Genomic DNA, 16,179 nt, shown 5'->3' on the forward strand with positions numbered 1-16,179 from the left:
ACGGCCGTTCGAACGATGATCTGAGGCGCAAGACCTCGAATAGGCGGATGGAGGGAGCTGAAATCATCCTCGCCGGAGGAAAACCAGCAACGATACTTGACTGCCCTCTTTCATAGGCGGCTCAAAGCCGCTTATGGATTTGCCGCGTTGATTCGTCGCAAGTCGCTGTCGGACGATTCGTCCCACAGCACCGGCTTGGGCTCGCCCTCTACGTCGCGCAGACCCCAGTCCGAATACGGCAGCTGCATGGCCGCAGCGATCAACGCCACGGGCACGCCGGGATCGAGGCTGCCCACGCTGAGCACGGCCAGGGCCGATCTCTCGGGCGCAGGGTCGGATAGGGCGACTAGGCTCACCGGCTGGGCGCCGAACTCCGGCCAGCGGGTGTAATAATTCCCGAGCAGCGCGCCGGCTTGATCGAGCCAGTCGATGCGCGCCCACAATCCACTGCCCGCGTTGCGCGTGCCCAGGGTCGTGATCTCGATCCGCAGCCGCACACCCGGGGCAACGGCCGCGCTGTGCAAAAAGAAATCGTTATCGTCGACCAGCGCCACGGGCATCGGGTAGGGCTGCATTCCATTGTTGTAACCAAGGATCGGTATCAGCAACGGCGACCCCGCGCGCTGCACGTCCAGCGGTTGCCCCCCTTCGCCTAGACGCCGCAGGGCCGGGTTGTCGTTGAGCGGCGAGCTGACGTGCAGATCGTCGCGCCAGGTCCACAGCGCGGCCCCCACGTTGCGTTGCAAGTCCAGGGTCGCGGCGTAGGACACCAGCAGTTCCTCACGTCCGCCGTCGGGCAGGTCGCGTTCGGAGCGCGCGCCGAGTTCCTCGCAATAAAGCGGCAGACTGCTGGTCTCGAGCAGCCACTGATGGGTGGCGAGCAGCTCGCGCAGCTGCCACTCCAGGGGCGGCCGGTCGCCGCCGAACGCCTCGATCCGGCGTTGTGGGAAGTAGGCCCAGGCCGCCAAGTCGAAGCCCAGCGACTCGAGTGCCGCGTAGAGCGCGCTGTCGTCGACGATCTCGCGGCAATAGACGCCGGGATCATCCCCCGGGTTAGGCAGCTCGCGGCCGCGGCTGGTCGCAGATTGCGGCAGCCAGTCGGCGTCCGGGTCATGGGCCGGATCGTAGGCCGGGTTGGGATCGCACTCTAAAATATTGCTGCGTCCTAAAAAGCCCAGGGCCACCTCGGGGTCGACCGTGCGCAGCGCCGCGAGTGCATCGTCGAGCAGGTCGATCAGCAGTTCCTCGTGCCAGCGATGGAACAGCTCGACCTTGTCCCAGGCCGGGTCAAGGGCCCAGGGCGATCCGCTGTAGCCCGGCGACGAGGGCAACGTGACGTACGACCAGCATTGCTCATCCGTGGGGTCGGCGCACTCGGGCGTCGGCTCTCCCCAGCGCTCAAGCCAATACAGGGCCGAGGGCTTATCGTCCGCCAGCCATTCGCGGAACGCCGCAAGGTTGGCCGGGTCGGAGAGCACGTAGTCCCAGCGGCTGAGGCTCATGGCCTCGATGCTCAGGTACTCGATCAGCAGCGCCGGGTGGTCGGCCAGTCGTGCGGCAATTGTGGATATCGAATCGATGAACGCCGCGCGCTCAATCGAATCGGTCATCCGCGCCCGGGCCGTGAAGTTCACGCCGCGCGCTCCCTGGGGTAGGCGATCAACGGTGCACAGGCTGAGCACCGCATACAATCCAGCGTCGGCCGCCAGGTCGAGCAACGCCTCGAGTTTGTCCAGGTTCTGCGCATCGTAGCCGTACGCGCCGTCGGACCCGGGCTCCACGCTTGTGAGTACCTCGCCCCAGGGCACGATCAGCGCCAGGGCGTTGAACCCGTCCGCGGCCAGCTCTGCCAGATCGTCTTGCGCCAGGTCGAGGTCCATTTCGCTGAGCACGTAAGTGGTGTTGGCGTCGGGCTGGTTGTAGAACGCGGCGCGCAGGGTGAACGGCTCGCCGTGGAAATTGATAAAAGTAGCGGTGTCCGCGTCGAGGGACGCCGGACCCTCGAGTCCGGCCCAGGCGTTGCCCGCGGCCAACGCGATCAGCGCGAGCAGCACGAGTGCGCGGCGCACGCTAAAACCCCTCGGGCGTGCGCGTGCCCAGGTCCGAACCGTCTTGGCCGATCAAGTACCAGACTCCGGCTCCGGCATTGCCAAACGCCGCGCGCCAGCACGGTTGCGGCTGCTCGCCGGGCCAGGGCGCGTCGGAGTTTAAGTAGAGCGCGATCCAGCCCTGGCGCGTGAACGCGCCGCGTTGGATCAGCAACGGCGCCAGCTGGTCGGAATCGATCCAATCCGCGGGTAGGGCCACGCGCTGCGCATAGGCCGAGAGGTCGCTGTCATCGGCGCGCAGCACGCCGGATTGGTCCACTACCACACGCAGGATCGACCCTCGGCCCTGGGCCGCGAACTCCAATGCCCACGGTCCGGGGTCGCGTCCCCACTCATCGGGATCCCACACCGCTAAACCGATTAAAAAGGCGGCCGCGTCCCAGTCCTTGGCAGCGGGCCGCGCCAGTTCCAGGGCGTCGCGCGCGCTGAGTCCCGCGGCCTGTTCCTGGGGCAGGACTCCGTGCCCGGCACAACCGGTCAGAGCGAGCAAGGCGGCAATCAGCAGGACGCAGATTTGTTGCATCACGATCAATCTATCACAGCATTGGAGAGCGTGGCCGCCGCGGGTTATGCTGGCGCGATGCGCAAGGTTATCAACGTCGTCCCGGTCATCGGGCTGATCGCGCTGCTCGCCATGCACCTCTGGCTGGGCCTGGCGTGGATCGCGCAGACCACCCATCCCGGCGGCGTGGACGAGGTGACCAACCTCAACTGGACCTTCCGCTTTCACCACACACTGGCCAACCACGCCTACGACGACCCGCTACGCTTCGTGCTGGGCAGCGAGCACTTCCTGACCACACCGCCGCTGCTGTTCATGCTCTCGAGCCTAGGCTTTCGCGCAATGGACCCGAGCTGGGCGACCTGCCTGCTGGTGCCGCTGGGCAGTCTGCTGCTGTGGATCTTCGCCGGGTATTTGCTGGCCGCGCGCCTCGCCGGTCGCTGGGCCGGACTGACCGCCGCGGCGCTGATCGGCTCGGGACCGATGGCCTATTTGTTCGGCCGCACCTACAACACCTCTTGCCTGGCCGCGGCGCTGATTACGTTGGCGCTGTGGGCGCAGGTATCGTCCGATGGCCTGCGGCGGCTGTGGCCCTCGCTGCTGATCGGCCCGCTGATCGGTCTGGCGCTGATCGCCGAACGCGCTACTCCGGCCGTGGCCCTGGCCGGACCGACGCTGGTGCTGTTCGCGGCTGCACTAATCCGCGCACGCCACGACGCCGGGCAATTGCGGCGGGCCATTGCGCTCACCGTGCTGGCCACAGCCGTGGCGTTGGCGCTTAGTCTGCCGTTCCTGCGTTCGTACATCGAGGTCACCTGGCAGCACAACGCCGAGCTGATGCGGCAGCCGGTAAACCAAGTCGCCGGACCGTGGGACGCCGATCGGCCCGGATGGTTCTATTACCTCAACGGGTTGATCACGGCCCAGCAGGTGCCGCTGGTGGCACTGGCCGCGCTGCTGGGATTGGTACCGCTGCTGGTCCACCGCCGAGTCGAGGGACTGGCGTTGCTGGCCTGGCTCGCGCTGCCGCTGATCTTTTTCGCGCCCATCGCCCAGCGCAGCCTGAACTACACCTTCAGCATCGCCGCGGCGCTGTGCGTGATCGCTGCGGCCGGGCCCGCGCTAATGCAGCGCTCCGAGCTGCAATGGCCCAAGCGCGCGACCCTGGCGCTGCTGCTGATCTTGGGCGTGCTCAAACCGCTGGATTGCGCCCTGGGTTGGCGCGTGCTGCACGTCTCCGAGCGCACCAGCCCCGATAGCCTGCTGCAGTTGGTCGTCGACCCCACGCAGTTCCAGATCCCCGAGCCATCGCCGCTGAGCGGCTACTTTTGGGAGCCCGAGGTCGAGCGGATGCTGGCCGACAACCAAGGCGACCAAGTGCTGTTCCTGCGCGCCGAGCCGGGTTACGCCGTGGAGAACTCGCGGATCCTATTCGCGTTGGCCCTGGCGCAACGGCCCACGCTCAAGGCCTACATGCTGCACCGGCCCTGTGCGGCCCTCGGAGCTCAGGGATTGCCGAACGAGGGCGAGGTGTCGCTATTGCTCGCGCCGATCGATCTTAAAACATCCCAGGCATTGGCCGCGCGGCTGAGCTACGATACCTGGGGCGCGGCCGAGTACAGCCGCGACCTGGACGGCGCGACCTGCGACGCGGTCTGCGCGGCTTTGGGCGAGGCCGTGATCGAACGTCGGCCGGACGTGGCCCTGGGCAACGGACGCACCCTGAGCTACGGTTTAATCAACGGCGGACTTAACTGGCCTTAATCCACATTATTCACAAAGGTTGTCCACCGAACGCGTAGCGGCACGCGAGACGGAATATAATAAGCATGATGAAAGACAAACAGGACACGACGGATCTGGCCAGACGCATCGAGTTCGCGCCGGCCAAGCAGCGGATGGAGATGATTATCTCGTCGGACGACGCCGAGGCCCTGGTGGCCGCGATGGAGCCGATGGACGTCTACCTGACGATCAAGGAGGTCGGCGAGCTGGACTCGGCCGAACTCTTCGAGCTGGCGCATCCCGAGCAGGTGCGATGCATGCTCGACCTGGAGTGCTGGCACAAGGACTGCCAGCATCCGCAGCTCACGCGCAAGTGGATCGGGATGCTGATGCAGCTCGAGGACGACCGTTTTCTGGAGAACGTCAAGAGCCTCGATCTGGCCTTCGTCATGCTCTACCTCAAGCGTCAGATCCAGGTGTTTAAGCTCGACGACGTTTCCTCGGACGTGCTGGACTCGGAGCGGCCGATTTTCACCTCGCCCGACGGGCGCTATTTGATCGAGAACATCGACGACAACGAGCAGCACTCCGCGCTGGTCAACCGCTTCATCCTGCGCATCAACCGCATCGACATCGAACTGTTCAACCGGCTGATCGAGGGGGTCTACTACGGGCTGGAGAGCAACCTCGAGGAGGAGGCGTTTGAGGATAAGGTCCGCCGCCTGGGCGACCGCGGTATTCCCGAATACTACGACGCGATCGAGATCTATAGCCCGCTGGATCCGCAACGCTTCCAACCGCAGGCCAGACTACGCGGGATGTACAGCGCGATGGAGGGCTCGCCGCCGGCCTACCCAATGCGCGTGGGCGACAGCGAGAGCCTGCTGGCCAATGCGCTGGTCAATGAAGCGGACAACGTCGAGCTGCGCGAAGAACTCAACTGGGACCTGGCGATGCTCTCGAACAAAGTGCTGGTAGCGGACATCGTCGAGCTCGGCAGCACCGAGAACGTGCGCGATGTGCTCGAGCGCATCCAGCACACGCTGAACATCGGATTGGAATATCTCTCGGGCGGAGTGCTGCAGCGGGCTCGCGAGCTGCTGCGCGAGATCTATGCGGTCGACCTGTTCCGCCTGGGCCACAGCCTGCTGATTTCCTACGCCCGGCGTGCGCGCATCTCTCTACGCGCGATCAGGCTTAGCGAGCAGCATTCAACCCTCGCCCTGCTCGACTCGCCGCTGCGCGAGACCATGGAGGGAGTGCTCGCCGACCGGCCGCAATGGTACGAGGGCCAGGACGGGGGCGGCCGCCACCGCTACCGCGACTTCCACGACCTGCGCGACATCCAGCGCATGGAGCTGTTCATCGCCCGCATCGAGGGACTCTGGGCGCTGATGCGCTGCCTGCTGGGCGAGGACTTCACACCCCTTGACGAGCACGACCTGGCCGGCACCAACCACGCGGACTCCGGCGGCCTGACCATCGGCACCCTGTTGTGTACTGCACTGTCCAACCTGATGCTGCGCCAGAGCTTCGATTTCAGCGCCCTGTCGCGCTCCGACCTGACAGAGCTACGCGACAAGCTCGGCGCGGATCGCGGCCCCAACGCCGATCCGCAGGTGCTGCGCGACTTCATGACCTATGCGGCGACGAGCTGCCAAAAGCTGACCGCAGCCGATCTCGAGCGCGCCCAGGAGCTGGCCCAGGTATTCGTCGACGAGCTGGCCCAGGAACTGCACACCACCGCAGAACTATCCCGCGCCGACCTACGCTATCTGCGCTCGCTGATCGTGTCCTTCTAGCCCGGGCACCTTTGCTGCACCTCCAAGGTGCCTCAATGGCGCCGCGTAGTCTCCATTACCGACTTACGTATGTTTTTGCCTGATATTCTGAAAGTTCACGGATCGGTTGACCCGTGAGGGAACTTTGGCCGACCCAGACCCGAGAAGTGGAGATCGATTGATGAGTAAACAGGACCGGGACGAGCTGCTTAAACGGATCGCACAGCTCGAGGATGAAAAGAAGCTGTTGGAGCAACTGTGCGAGGAGAGCGCACAAAGATTTTCGCAACAGCAGCGTATCATCGACACGGTCCTGCAATCGATCCCCAATCCGCTGATGATCATCGACGTCGAGCAATACACGGTGGTCGGCGCCAACCCCGCGGCCAACTGCGAGGTCAACAGCCGCCTTAAGACCTGCTTCAACATCTGCCATCACCGCGACGAGCCCTGCGGTCTGGGAGGCGAGAACTGTCCGGTCGATATGGTCAAACAAAGCGGCGAGCCGGTGGTGGTCGAACACGAGCACTACACATCGCAAGGAGAGCGGCGCGAGGCCGAGATCCACGTCTTTCCGATCAAGGACGATCAGGGGCGGGTAGTCCAGGTGATCCAATACTGCCTGGACATCACGGCCAGCAAGACCGCCCGGCTGGAGGCCGAGCAGGCCCGCGCCTTTCTGATGGAAGTGATCAACGCCGCGCCCTCGACGATCTACGTCAAGGACCAGGACGGGCGCTATCTGCTGGTTAACAGGGAGATGGCCAAGCTATTTGGTATGACCTCGGAGGTAATGACCGGCATGACCGACGCCTCCTTTGCCAACCTGTCGAACAACAGCCTGGAACAGGCCGAGAAGTTCCGCGCCGACGACCTGGAGGTGATCCAGAGCAAGCAGCCGAAGTTTGTGGCGGAGGAATCGTTCACCAGGCCCGACGGCGTAGTCCGTCACTTCCAGACCTACAAGATCCCGATCATGCTCGACCAAAATCCCGACTGCGTACTCGGGATTTCCACCGACATCACCGAACACAAGCAGGCGCAGGTAGAGGCGACCGAGGGCCAGCGGCGCTTTAAGGGCCTGTTCGACAACCTGAACAGCTCGGTATTGATTTACGAGGCCGTGGACGAGGGGCGGAACTTCGTGATCCGCGACATCAACCAGGCAGGACTCGAGGTCAGCAACAAATCGCTGGACCAAATCGTGGACAAGTTGGTCTCCGATGTCTACCCCGGACTCGAGGCCTCGGGGCTGGTCGATTTGTTCCGCAAGGTCTGGCTTAGCGGCGAACCGATGCGTCAGCCGCTGTTCAAATACGAGGACGACCGGCTCACACTCTGGGTCGCCAGCTACATCTACAAGCTCCCCTCGGGCGAAATAGTGGCGATCTTCGACGATCTGACCGAGCGCAAGCTGGCAGAGGACCAGCAGCGCAGCGACTACGTTTTCTTGCAGACCCTGATCGACACCATCTCCAGCCCGATCTTCTACAAGGACGCCAAGGGGATCTATACCGGCTGCAACGCTGCTTTCGAGCAATACATCGGCCTGACCAGGGAAAAAATCGTCGGCTCCACGGTTTACGACATCGCGCCGCGCGAGCTGGCCGAGGTCTACCAGCGGGCGGACGACAACCTGCTCAAGGCGGGCGGCTCTCAGCAATACGAGGCCCAGGTGCGCTACGCCGACGGGACGCTGCACGATGTGATCTTCAACAAGGCGGTGTTCAAACGCGCCGAGGGCGAGCCGGACGGTATCATCGGCGTGATCATCGACATCACCGAGCGTAAGTTGGCCGAGGAACGTCTGCGACAGGGGGAAAAACGCTTTCGCGAGCTGGCCGAGATGCTGCCCCAGATTGTGTTCGAGCTTGATACCGAGGGTCGGCTAACCTTCGTCAATCAACAGATGTATCAGTTCACCGATCTGACCCCGGAACAGGTCGAGCGCGGATTCAACGGGCTGGAGCTGGTCGTCCCTGATGACATCGAACTGGCGACCCGGATTTTGAGTGATCTGTTGTCCGGCGGACACATGGCGCCCCAGGAGTTCGAAATCCGGGGCCGCAACGGCCGCCCGCTCCCGGTGCTGGCTTACGCCACGGCGGTCGAGCACAACGGCCAAATCACCGGCCTACGCTGCATCCTGCTCGACATCAGGGATAGCAAGCGGCAGCAGCAACGGCTGGCCGAGTCGGAGGAGCGCTTCCGCACGCTGTTCGAGATGGCCCCCGACGCTTACTACATCAGCGAGCTCGACGGCACGCTGATCGACGGCAACCTCGCCGCTGAAAAGCTGATCGGCTACCCCCGCGAACAACTGATCGGCTCGAATTTCCTCGAGCTCGGCCTGCTCGCATCGGAGGACATTCCGTGCGCCGCAGAACTGCTATACAAAAACAACCAGGGCCTGGGCACCGGACCGGACGAGCTGACGCTCAAATCCGGCGACGGCAGACGCCTCACCGTCGAGATCCACACCCGCCCGGCCAAAATCGGCGAGCGCACGCTGGTCTTGGGATTAGCCCGCGACATAACGGCGCGCAAGCTGATCGAGCAGCAGATGCAGCAACAGCAGAAGATGGAATCGATCGGCACTCTGGCCAGCGGCGTGGCCCATGAGATCAACAACCCGCTGCACGTGATCGTCAATTACAGCGAGCTGATCGCCGAGCGCAAATGCGTGGACCCCGAACGCACCGCTGAATACGCCCGAATCGTAGTCCAGGAATGCGACCGGGCGGCGCGGATCGTCCAGGGGCTGATGCGCTTCGCCCGCCAGCAGCCTGAGGAGATCACCCCGACGCCGATCGCCGAGTTGGTCGAACAGACCGCGTGCCTGTTCCGCGGCATGCTGAAAAACGATCAAATCGACTTGGAGCTCGACGTGCCCGACGGTTTGCCGTTGGTCCCCTGCCGAACGCAACAAATTCAGCAGGCGCTGCTGGGCTTGGTCAACAACGCCCGCGATTCGCTCAACGCCAAATACGGGGATCAGACCGAGGTCAAACGTGTGAGCGTCAGCGTGCGGCCACTGGAGCGCGACGGCGCGAGCTGGGTGCGCATCGCGGTGCGCGACAACGGCGAGGGGGTCGATCCGAGTCTGAGCGAGCGGATCTTCGAACCGTTCTTCACTTCCCGCGATCGCAGCAGCAGTTCCGGTTTGGGGTTGGCCGTGGGATACAACATCATGCAAGACCACGGCGGCGAACTGTCCTTTGACAGCGAGCCGGGCGTCTACGCCGAGTTCCGCCTCGACCTTAAGGCTCAGTAATTTTCCGTTACGGAGCTGCGGCTTGCAGCTGTGCGTCGAGCAGATAGCGCCGCAGGATCGGCGCGATTCCCCATGGCATGAATCGCCGAAAGATTTGTCCCAGACCGCGCGACCAACGAAATCTGCGGCTCCCAGACCGTGGACATAACGTAGTTCAGCCGGTCCATCTGCGCGGCGCGGATGCGCTTGCCGGGCGTCGCGTTCATTTGAAAACGATTGTACGTCATGCCCGAAGGACCTTAAGGCCATCCAGCTCGAATCCCATGCGCGAAAGCGGGGCGGCCAAATCGTCGGGCAGCGGAGCGCGGATGGTCAGGCGCTCGCCGCTGGTCGGGTGGGTCAGCTCCAGCACGGCCGAATGCAGCCCTAGGCGGTTTAATCCCCAGCGCTGACTAATCGCCCGGTTGAGTTTCGTATCGCCGTAATTGGAGTCGTTGATCAACGGGTGGTCGATGTGCCGCAAATGACGCCGCACCTGGTGCAGCCGGCCGCTACGCGGCAGCGCCTCGACCAACGACAGTTCGCGCGGCTCGAGTTCGAGAAATTGCAGCAATCGAAATTCGGTGAGCGCGGGCACTCGCTCGCCGTCGGGCTTGCGCGCGGGGATCGGGTAATCGATCACTCCCGAATCCGGGGCTCGGCCGCGTACCAGGGCGATGTAATGTTTGCGAACAGCGCCGCAATCAAAGTCGCGGTTCAACGCCGCGGCGGTCGGCTGATCCAGGGCAAAGACGATCACCCCGCTGGTGGCGCGATCCAGCCGATGCACCGTATACGCCGTGCGTCCGCCGCCCAGCTCGCGCACCAAGTCGGTGAGCACGCGCGGCGCCCTGGCCCAGCCGCGGTGCACCAACATGCCCGAGGGCTTGTTCAGCACCAGCAGTTGTTCGTCGCGATAGAGGATCTGCGCGAAGTCCATTTACCGCGGGATTCTACTACAGGCGCGACGCGCTTTGCGCGGCCGACCTTGCCGCAGTGCGTCAAATATCCTACCATGATTATCTTAACGACAATCGTACGCATATCAGGCGTGGAGAAGAACAGTGCTGATAATTCTAAAGTCGGACTGCCGTCCGCAAGACAAACGCCAACTTGAGGAGTTCCTCAAGGAGGCGGACCTTCGCGTGGCCGACCTGGACAACACCGAGGAGCCGTGCATCGGCGCGGTGGGAGGCAAGGGCGTCGACCCGCTGCGGGTACAGATGTTTGCCTGCGTTTCGCGCGTAGTGCAGCTCTCCAAGCCCTACAAGCTGGCCAGCCGCGAGATGCACCCCGAGAACAGCGTGGTGCGCATCGGCGACGTGGCAGTGGGCGGCGACAAAGTGGTTGTGATCGCCGGGCCCTGCGCCGTGGAGAGCGAAGAGCAGATCATGAGCTCGGCCCAAATCGTCAAAGCCAGCGGCGCGGTGATTTTGCGCGGCGGCGCGTTCAAGCCGCGCACCTCGCCCTACGCCTTCCAGGGGCTCGAGGAACAGGGACTCAAGCTGTTGGCCAAGGCGCGTGAGGCCACGGGCCTGCCGTTTATCACCGAGATCACATCGCCGGAGTACATGGAGCTGATGGCCCAATATTGCGACGCGGTGCAGGTCGGCGCGCGCAACATGCAGAACTTCGAACTGCTCAAGCGCGTGGGCCAGCACAAGCTGCCGGTAATGCTCAAGCGCGGAATGTCGGCCAAGATCGAGGATCTGCTGATGGCCGCGGAGTACATCCTCTCCCAGGGCAATCCCAACGTGATTCTCTGCGAGCGCGGCATCCGCACCTTCGAGTCGGCCACGCGCAACACCCTGGACATCTCGGCGGTGCCCGTGCTCAAGGAGCTGACCCACCTGCCGGTGATCGTCGACCCCAGCCACGCCATCGGCATCCGCGACAAGGTGATGCCCATGGCGCGCTCGGCCATCGCCTGCGGAGCGGATGGCGTGATGATCGAAGTCCACCCCGAGCCGGACAAGGCGTTATCCGACGGCCCGCAGTCGCTCTACCCCGAGCAGTTCGAGAAGCTGATGCGCGAGATCCAGGCGATCTGCCCGATCATCGGCCGCCAGTTGGACATGAACCTGACTATTTCGCGGATGAGCGATCGCGCTCCGGACGCGCGCCAGGTGGCGTTCCAGGGAGTGCCCGGCGCGTTCTCGGGCCGCGCGGTGCGCCAGTTTTTCGGCGAGGAGGTCCAGCCGCTGCCCTGCGAAATGTTCGACGACGTGTTCGACCAGATCGAGTCCGGCGAGGTGCTGTTCGGCGTGGTCCCGCTGGAGAACTCCAACGGCGGATCAGTGCACGAGGTCTACGACCTGCTGTTGCGGCACGAACAGATCAAGATCCGCGGCGAGCTGCGGCTGCGCATCAACCAGACGCTGATCGGCCACCCCGGCGCAAGCCTCGGGCAAATCCGGCGCGTCTACTCCCACCCACAGGCTCTGGCCCAGTGCCACCGCTACCTGCGCGCGCATCCGGATTGGGAGCGGCTGCCGACGCTCGACACTGCGGGCGCTGTCAAATTCGTCAAGGACCGCGGCAAGCCCGAGGAGGCGGCGCTCGCCAGCTTCGAGTCGGCCAAGATCTACGACATGAGCGTGCTGGCCGAATCGATCGAGGACGAGCCGTCGAACTACACGCGCTTTGCTGTAATCGGCCGCGGGGCGGATCAGCCGGAGCAGCCGGACAAGGTCTCGCTGGTCTACGCCACGCAGGATCGTCCCGGCGCGCTGCTCTCCACGCTGCAGGATTTCGCCGAGTACAAGGTCAACCTGAGCAAGCTCGAATCACGGCCGGTGCTGGGCAATCCGCTGGAACACATGTTCTACGTGGATCTCGAGCTCGACCCGCAATCGCGGGACTTCGCCGAGCTGATGGAGCAGCTGGGCAACAAGACCGTGCTGCTGCGCGACTTGGGGCACTATCGCAAAGCTAGCCACCGGATCGATGGGTAGGCCGGATCTACGCACCCCGTCAATCATCCGGGCTGGCACGCGATCGGGCATTGCAATAGGATTTCGGTGTTGCGGATGACGGCGGGGCGAACACGTCGGCGAGAGGGACCTTGAGATGATTATAGTTTTCGAAACACATGCCACCGAGGAGCAGATCCGGCAGGTGACGCACAGGGCCGAACAGCTCGGCCTGGGCGCCCATCGCTCGGACGGCGCCTCGAACACGGTGCTGGGACTGGTCGGCGACCGCAGCAAGATCGCGGACATCAGACAGTTCGTGGTGCTGCCCGGCGTGCGCGATGTGATCCCCGTTTCCAAGCCCTACAAACTGGCCAGCCGCGAGTTCCACCCCGACGACACCCTGCTGCAGATCGGCGAGACGACCATCGGCGGCCAGGAAGTGGTGGTGATGGCCGGACCGTGCTCGATCGAGTCCGCGGACCAGATCGAGGTCACTGCAGCGGCCGTGGCCGCGGCAGGCGCGCGCTTCTTACGCGGCGGAGCTTTCAAGCCGCGCTCGTCGCCCTACTCTTTTCAGGGATTGGGCGAGGAGGGCCTTAAGCTGATCCGCGAGGCCGCCGACCACCACGGACTGTTGGTAATCACCGAGGTGATGACCATCGCCCAGATCGAGCTGGTGGCGAGCTACGCCGACGTGCTGCAGATCGGCACGCGCAACATGCAGAACTTCCCGCTGCTCACGCAGCTTGGAAAATGCGAGAGGCCGGTGCTGCTCAAGCGCGGGATCTCGGCGACCATCGAGGAATGGCTGATGAGCGCCGAATACATACTGGCCGCGGGCAATTCGCAGGTCGTGCTCTGCGAGCGCGGCATCCGTACCTTTGAGACGGCCACACGCAACACCCTGGACCTCTCGGCCGTGCCGGTAATTAAGAAACTCAGCCATTTGCCGATCATCGTCGATCCCAGCCACGGCGTGGGCAACCGCGAGTTCGTGGCCGCATTGGCGCGGGCCGCAGTGGCCGTGGGCGCCGACGGCGTGATGATCGAGGTCCACCCCGATCCGGACAGCGCGCTGTCCGACGGCCCGCAATCGCTGACCCCCGATCAGTTCGCCGCGCTGATGAACCGTTGCCGGATCATCGCCACCACCCTCGGACGCAAGATCGCCAAGGGCGGCTGATGCGCGTCGCCGTCATCGGCTGCGGTCTGATCGGCGGTTCGTTCGCCCTGGCCCTTGAGCGCCTGCGGCCCGACGTAAACTTGCTGTGCATCGACCTGCCCCAGCGGCTGCCGGCGTTGCGCGCCGCAATACCGAACTCCGACGCCCTTGCGCTGGATCAGGCAACGGACCAGCTCCGCGAGTGCGCGCTGGTGCTGCTGGCCAGTCCGGTGGAGCGGATCATCGAGCTGATCCCACGGCTGGCCCCGCTGCTGGGCCCGGGAGCGATCCTCACCGATGTGGGCAGCACCAAGACACAGGTCATGGCCGTGGCCCGCGAGGCAAGGGGCGAGGGCACGCACTTCATTGGCGGCCACCCAATGGCCGGAGCCGAAAGCTCGGGCATTGAGTCCGCCGATCCGTTGCTGTTCAACGGCAGGGCCTGGCTGCTGTGTCCGGCGGGCGACACGCCGCCCGATGCACTGCTGACGCTGATCGATCTGGTCGAGTCGATCGGCGCCAAGCCGATCACCATCGAGGCTGAGGAGCACGACCGAATCCTCGCCGTAATCAGCCACGCCCCGCAACTGCTCTCGCTGGCGCTGATGAGCGCCGCGATCGAGGTCGACCGCGCCCACGAGCTGTTGCAGATGGTCGCCGGGCCCGGCTTCAAGGAACTGACGCGGCTGGCCGCCTCGGACTACGCGGTCTGGCGCGGCATCCTCGAGAGCAACCGCGCGCCGGTGATCGAGGCGCTGAGCCTGATCGAGGCTCGGCTCGCCGATGTGCGCCGGGCCTTTGAGCGCGACGAGCTCGACGGGCTGTGGGCCGAGGCCCGCCAGCGTCGTACCCAGATGGGCCTGGACAGCGTGCCCGGAGGCCGCAAGCCCGACATTCGACGGCTGATCGACCATTGTGACGAACAATTGCTCAAGGCCCTGGCCGATCGCATGCGCGCGGCGCGGCGCATCGGCGAGATCAAGGCCGCAGGCAACGAGCCGGTGCGCGACGAGCAGCGCGAGCGCGAGCTGATGCACAAACGCCTGGAGTCGGCGGCCAAGCTCGACCTGCCGGTGGAACTGGTCCAGCGGCTGTTCGCGCTGGTGCTCGAGCAAAGCCGACACGTGCAGGACCAGATCGTCGCCCGCAAGCAGCCGAACGAATAAGCTGGAAAACGAGGGTGGGGGAGTAAAGATCGATAAATCGATCTTTGTGAATAAGGCTCGCCGGGGGCACCTTTGAGGTGCCCGCAAAACTCGCGCATTGCGATTGTTATTGAGCAACGACCAATCCCGCGTCGCGGCATGGGTCGACGCTAGACGACCAGGGAAATCTGCGAGCCATGTGGCGGCTCGAAGCCGGGCTAGAGCGCGTCGGCCTCGTGTTGCGCCTGGGCGCGGAACTGCTCCAGATCCACCACCGTGCCGCTTTTACGCGCCTGCTCCGCGGCAAAGCACAGCAGGTGGCTCTCCAGGGTTCCGTCGCCGAACAGCATGTGCTGATCAAATGTGTTGTTGCGCACTGCGTCGGCGAACTGCAACAGCAGCTCCTCGTCGCCACCGCCGTGGATCACGCCGTGGTAGCGGATGCGCTCCTTGGTCACGCGGCCGGGCAGATAGGTGCGGGTCTCGAGCCGTCCGGAGAAGTCGGCGCTACGGATCTCACCCTTGGTGCCGTGCAGGTTGAGCATACGCTCCCAGATCAGGCTGAAGCCGTTGAGCTGGTAGTTGATCGTCAGGCCGTTCTCGTACTCGATGCTCACGCTCTGGTGGTCGACCACGTTGTTGTCGCAACGAAAAGCGCAGCGGCCGTAGATCGTCTCTTCCAGGGCCTTGGTCACCGACTTGCGGCTGATGTCGCGCACGATCACCGAGGCCAGGGTGCGGAAGCGTGGATTGGTGGCCACGTCGCGCAACGCGCCGAGGCTCATCCCGCTGAACAGGCTCAGCGGGATTTCGGGCCGCCCGGGCTTGAGGAACATCTTAATTGCGTCGAACGGGCACTCGTCCTGGACCGGGCAGCCATCGGCGCAACGCTCGGGAGCGCCCTCCGGGGCGTTGTCCGCGTTGAAAAACGACAGCTCGCCGAACGACGAGATCCGTTTGGCGCGTGAGCCCGCGAACCAGTTAAGCAGGTCCAGGTCGTGGATCCCCTTGGCCGACAGGAACGAGTGCGACATGTCCTCGCGGTGATGGATGCCGCGCACATAGCTCATCACGAAGTGCCAGTAGCCGATGTTCTCGGCGCAGTCGATGCACATCATGCGGCCGATGGTTCCGGCGTCGAGCAGCTCGCGCACGCGGGTGTAGATTTTATTCAGCCGACACTGCAGCGCGACCATCAGCCCCAGGCCGCGCTCGTCCGCGGCCCGTACCAGCTTGACCGACTGCCCCGGGTGCAGCGCCATCGGTTTTTCCAGCAGCACGTGGTACCCGGCCGCCAGGGCGGCCATGGTCGACTCATAGTGCATTGGGCAGGGCAGGGCGTTGATCACAGCGTCGCCCAGGCGCGGCGCCTGCTCCAGCTCGCGCCAGTCCTTGAGCGCGTTGGCGCGCGGGATCGAGTAATTTTCAATAAAGCATTCGCGGCGTTCGTCGTCGAGTTCGACCACGCCGGTGATTTTAATCGCGTCCCGGTGGCGCTTGGCCAGCCAGGCCAGGTTGAGCTCCCCGCGGGCTCCCGCCCCGATCACAACCAGCTCCAGCGGCTTGGAACGATCCATCTTCTACTCCG

The 16,179-nt window shown here is 64.3% G+C and carries 10 protein-coding genes; 6 read left to right on the top strand and 4 right to left on the bottom strand.

The window, feature by feature from the left end; all coding sequences use genetic code 11:
* Positions 1 to 131: 131 nt before the first annotated feature.
* Together P9M14_05985 and P9M14_05990 are read right to left on the bottom strand one after the other, a co-directional pair.
* On the bottom strand, positions 132 to 2,069 hold the full coding sequence (locus tag P9M14_05985) for a cellulase family glycosylhydrolase (GenBank protein MDP8255280.1): 1,938 nt from the start codon (positions 2,067 to 2,069) through the stop codon (positions 132 to 134).
* 1 nt (position 2,070) lies between these two features.
* Positions 2,071 to 2,631 carry a hypothetical protein gene (locus tag P9M14_05990; protein ID MDP8255281.1) on the bottom strand — a complete coding sequence of 187 codons (561 nt, stop codon included), beginning with the start codon at positions 2,629 to 2,631 and terminating at the stop codon, positions 2,071 to 2,073.
* Positions 2,632 to 2,688: 57 nt separating this feature from the next.
* Here P9M14_05990 and P9M14_05995 point away from each other — a divergent pair, with 57 nt between their 5' ends.
* From P9M14_05995 to P9M14_06005, 3 genes are all read left to right on the top strand, one after another.
* Complete coding sequence (locus tag P9M14_05995) at positions 2,689 to 4,374, top strand: hypothetical protein (protein ID MDP8255282.1); 1,686 nt, start codon at positions 2,689 to 2,691, stop codon at positions 4,372 to 4,374.
* Between the two features lie 68 nt (positions 4,375 to 4,442).
* Positions 4,443 to 6,137 carry a DUF6178 family protein gene (locus tag P9M14_06000; protein MDP8255283.1) on the top strand — a complete coding sequence of 565 codons (1,695 nt, stop codon included), beginning with the start codon at positions 4,443 to 4,445 and terminating at the stop codon, positions 6,135 to 6,137.
* Between the two features lie 160 nt (positions 6,138 to 6,297).
* Positions 6,298 to 9,390 carry a PAS domain S-box protein gene (locus P9M14_06005; protein ID MDP8255284.1) on the top strand — a complete coding sequence of 1,031 codons (3,093 nt, stop codon included), beginning with the start codon at positions 6,298 to 6,300 and terminating at the stop codon, positions 9,388 to 9,390.
* A 223-nt stretch (positions 9,391 to 9,613) separates the two neighbouring features.
* On the opposite strand, the gene P9M14_06010 is transcribed toward P9M14_06005, so the two are convergent.
* Positions 9,614 to 10,309 carry a pseudouridine synthase gene (locus P9M14_06010; protein ID MDP8255285.1) on the bottom strand — a complete coding sequence of 232 codons (696 nt, stop codon included), beginning with the start codon at positions 10,307 to 10,309 and terminating at the stop codon, positions 9,614 to 9,616.
* A gap of 124 nt (positions 10,310 to 10,433) precedes the next feature.
* On the opposite strand from P9M14_06010, the gene aroF (P9M14_06015) reads away from it, so the two are divergent.
* The 3 genes from aroF (P9M14_06015) to P9M14_06025 all read left to right on the top strand — a co-directional run bounded on the left by aroF (P9M14_06015) (position 10,434) and on the right by P9M14_06025 (position 14,612).
* Positions 10,434 to 12,323, top strand: a complete 1,890-nt coding sequence (gene aroF, locus P9M14_06015) for a 3-deoxy-7-phosphoheptulonate synthase (GenBank protein MDP8255286.1) — start codon at positions 10,434 to 10,436, stop codon at positions 12,321 to 12,323.
* A 115-nt stretch (positions 12,324 to 12,438) separates the two neighbouring features.
* On the top strand, positions 12,439 to 13,467 hold the full coding sequence (aroF, locus tag P9M14_06020) for a 3-deoxy-7-phosphoheptulonate synthase (GenBank protein ID MDP8255287.1): 1,029 nt from the start codon (positions 12,439 to 12,441) through the stop codon (positions 13,465 to 13,467).
* Complete coding sequence (locus P9M14_06025) at positions 13,467 to 14,612, top strand: prephenate dehydrogenase/arogenate dehydrogenase family protein (GenBank protein MDP8255288.1); 1,146 nt, start codon at positions 13,467 to 13,469, stop codon at positions 14,610 to 14,612. Before aroF (P9M14_06020) ends, P9M14_06025 begins: the two co-directional genes overlap by 1 nt.
* Before the next feature lie 197 nt (positions 14,613 to 14,809).
* Here the strand turns inward: P9M14_06025 and P9M14_06030 are convergent, their stop codons facing one another.
* Complete coding sequence (locus tag P9M14_06030) at positions 14,810 to 16,168, bottom strand: Gfo/Idh/MocA family oxidoreductase (GenBank protein ID MDP8255289.1); 1,359 nt, start codon at positions 16,166 to 16,168, stop codon at positions 14,810 to 14,812.
* Positions 16,169 to 16,179: the final 11 nt, after the last annotated feature.

It is taken from the genome of Candidatus Alcyoniella australis, from assembly GCA_030765605.1.
In the GTDB taxonomy this organism is placed as follows: Bacteria; Lernaellota; Lernaellaia; order JAVCCG01; family Alcyoniellaceae; genus Alcyoniella; species Alcyoniella australis.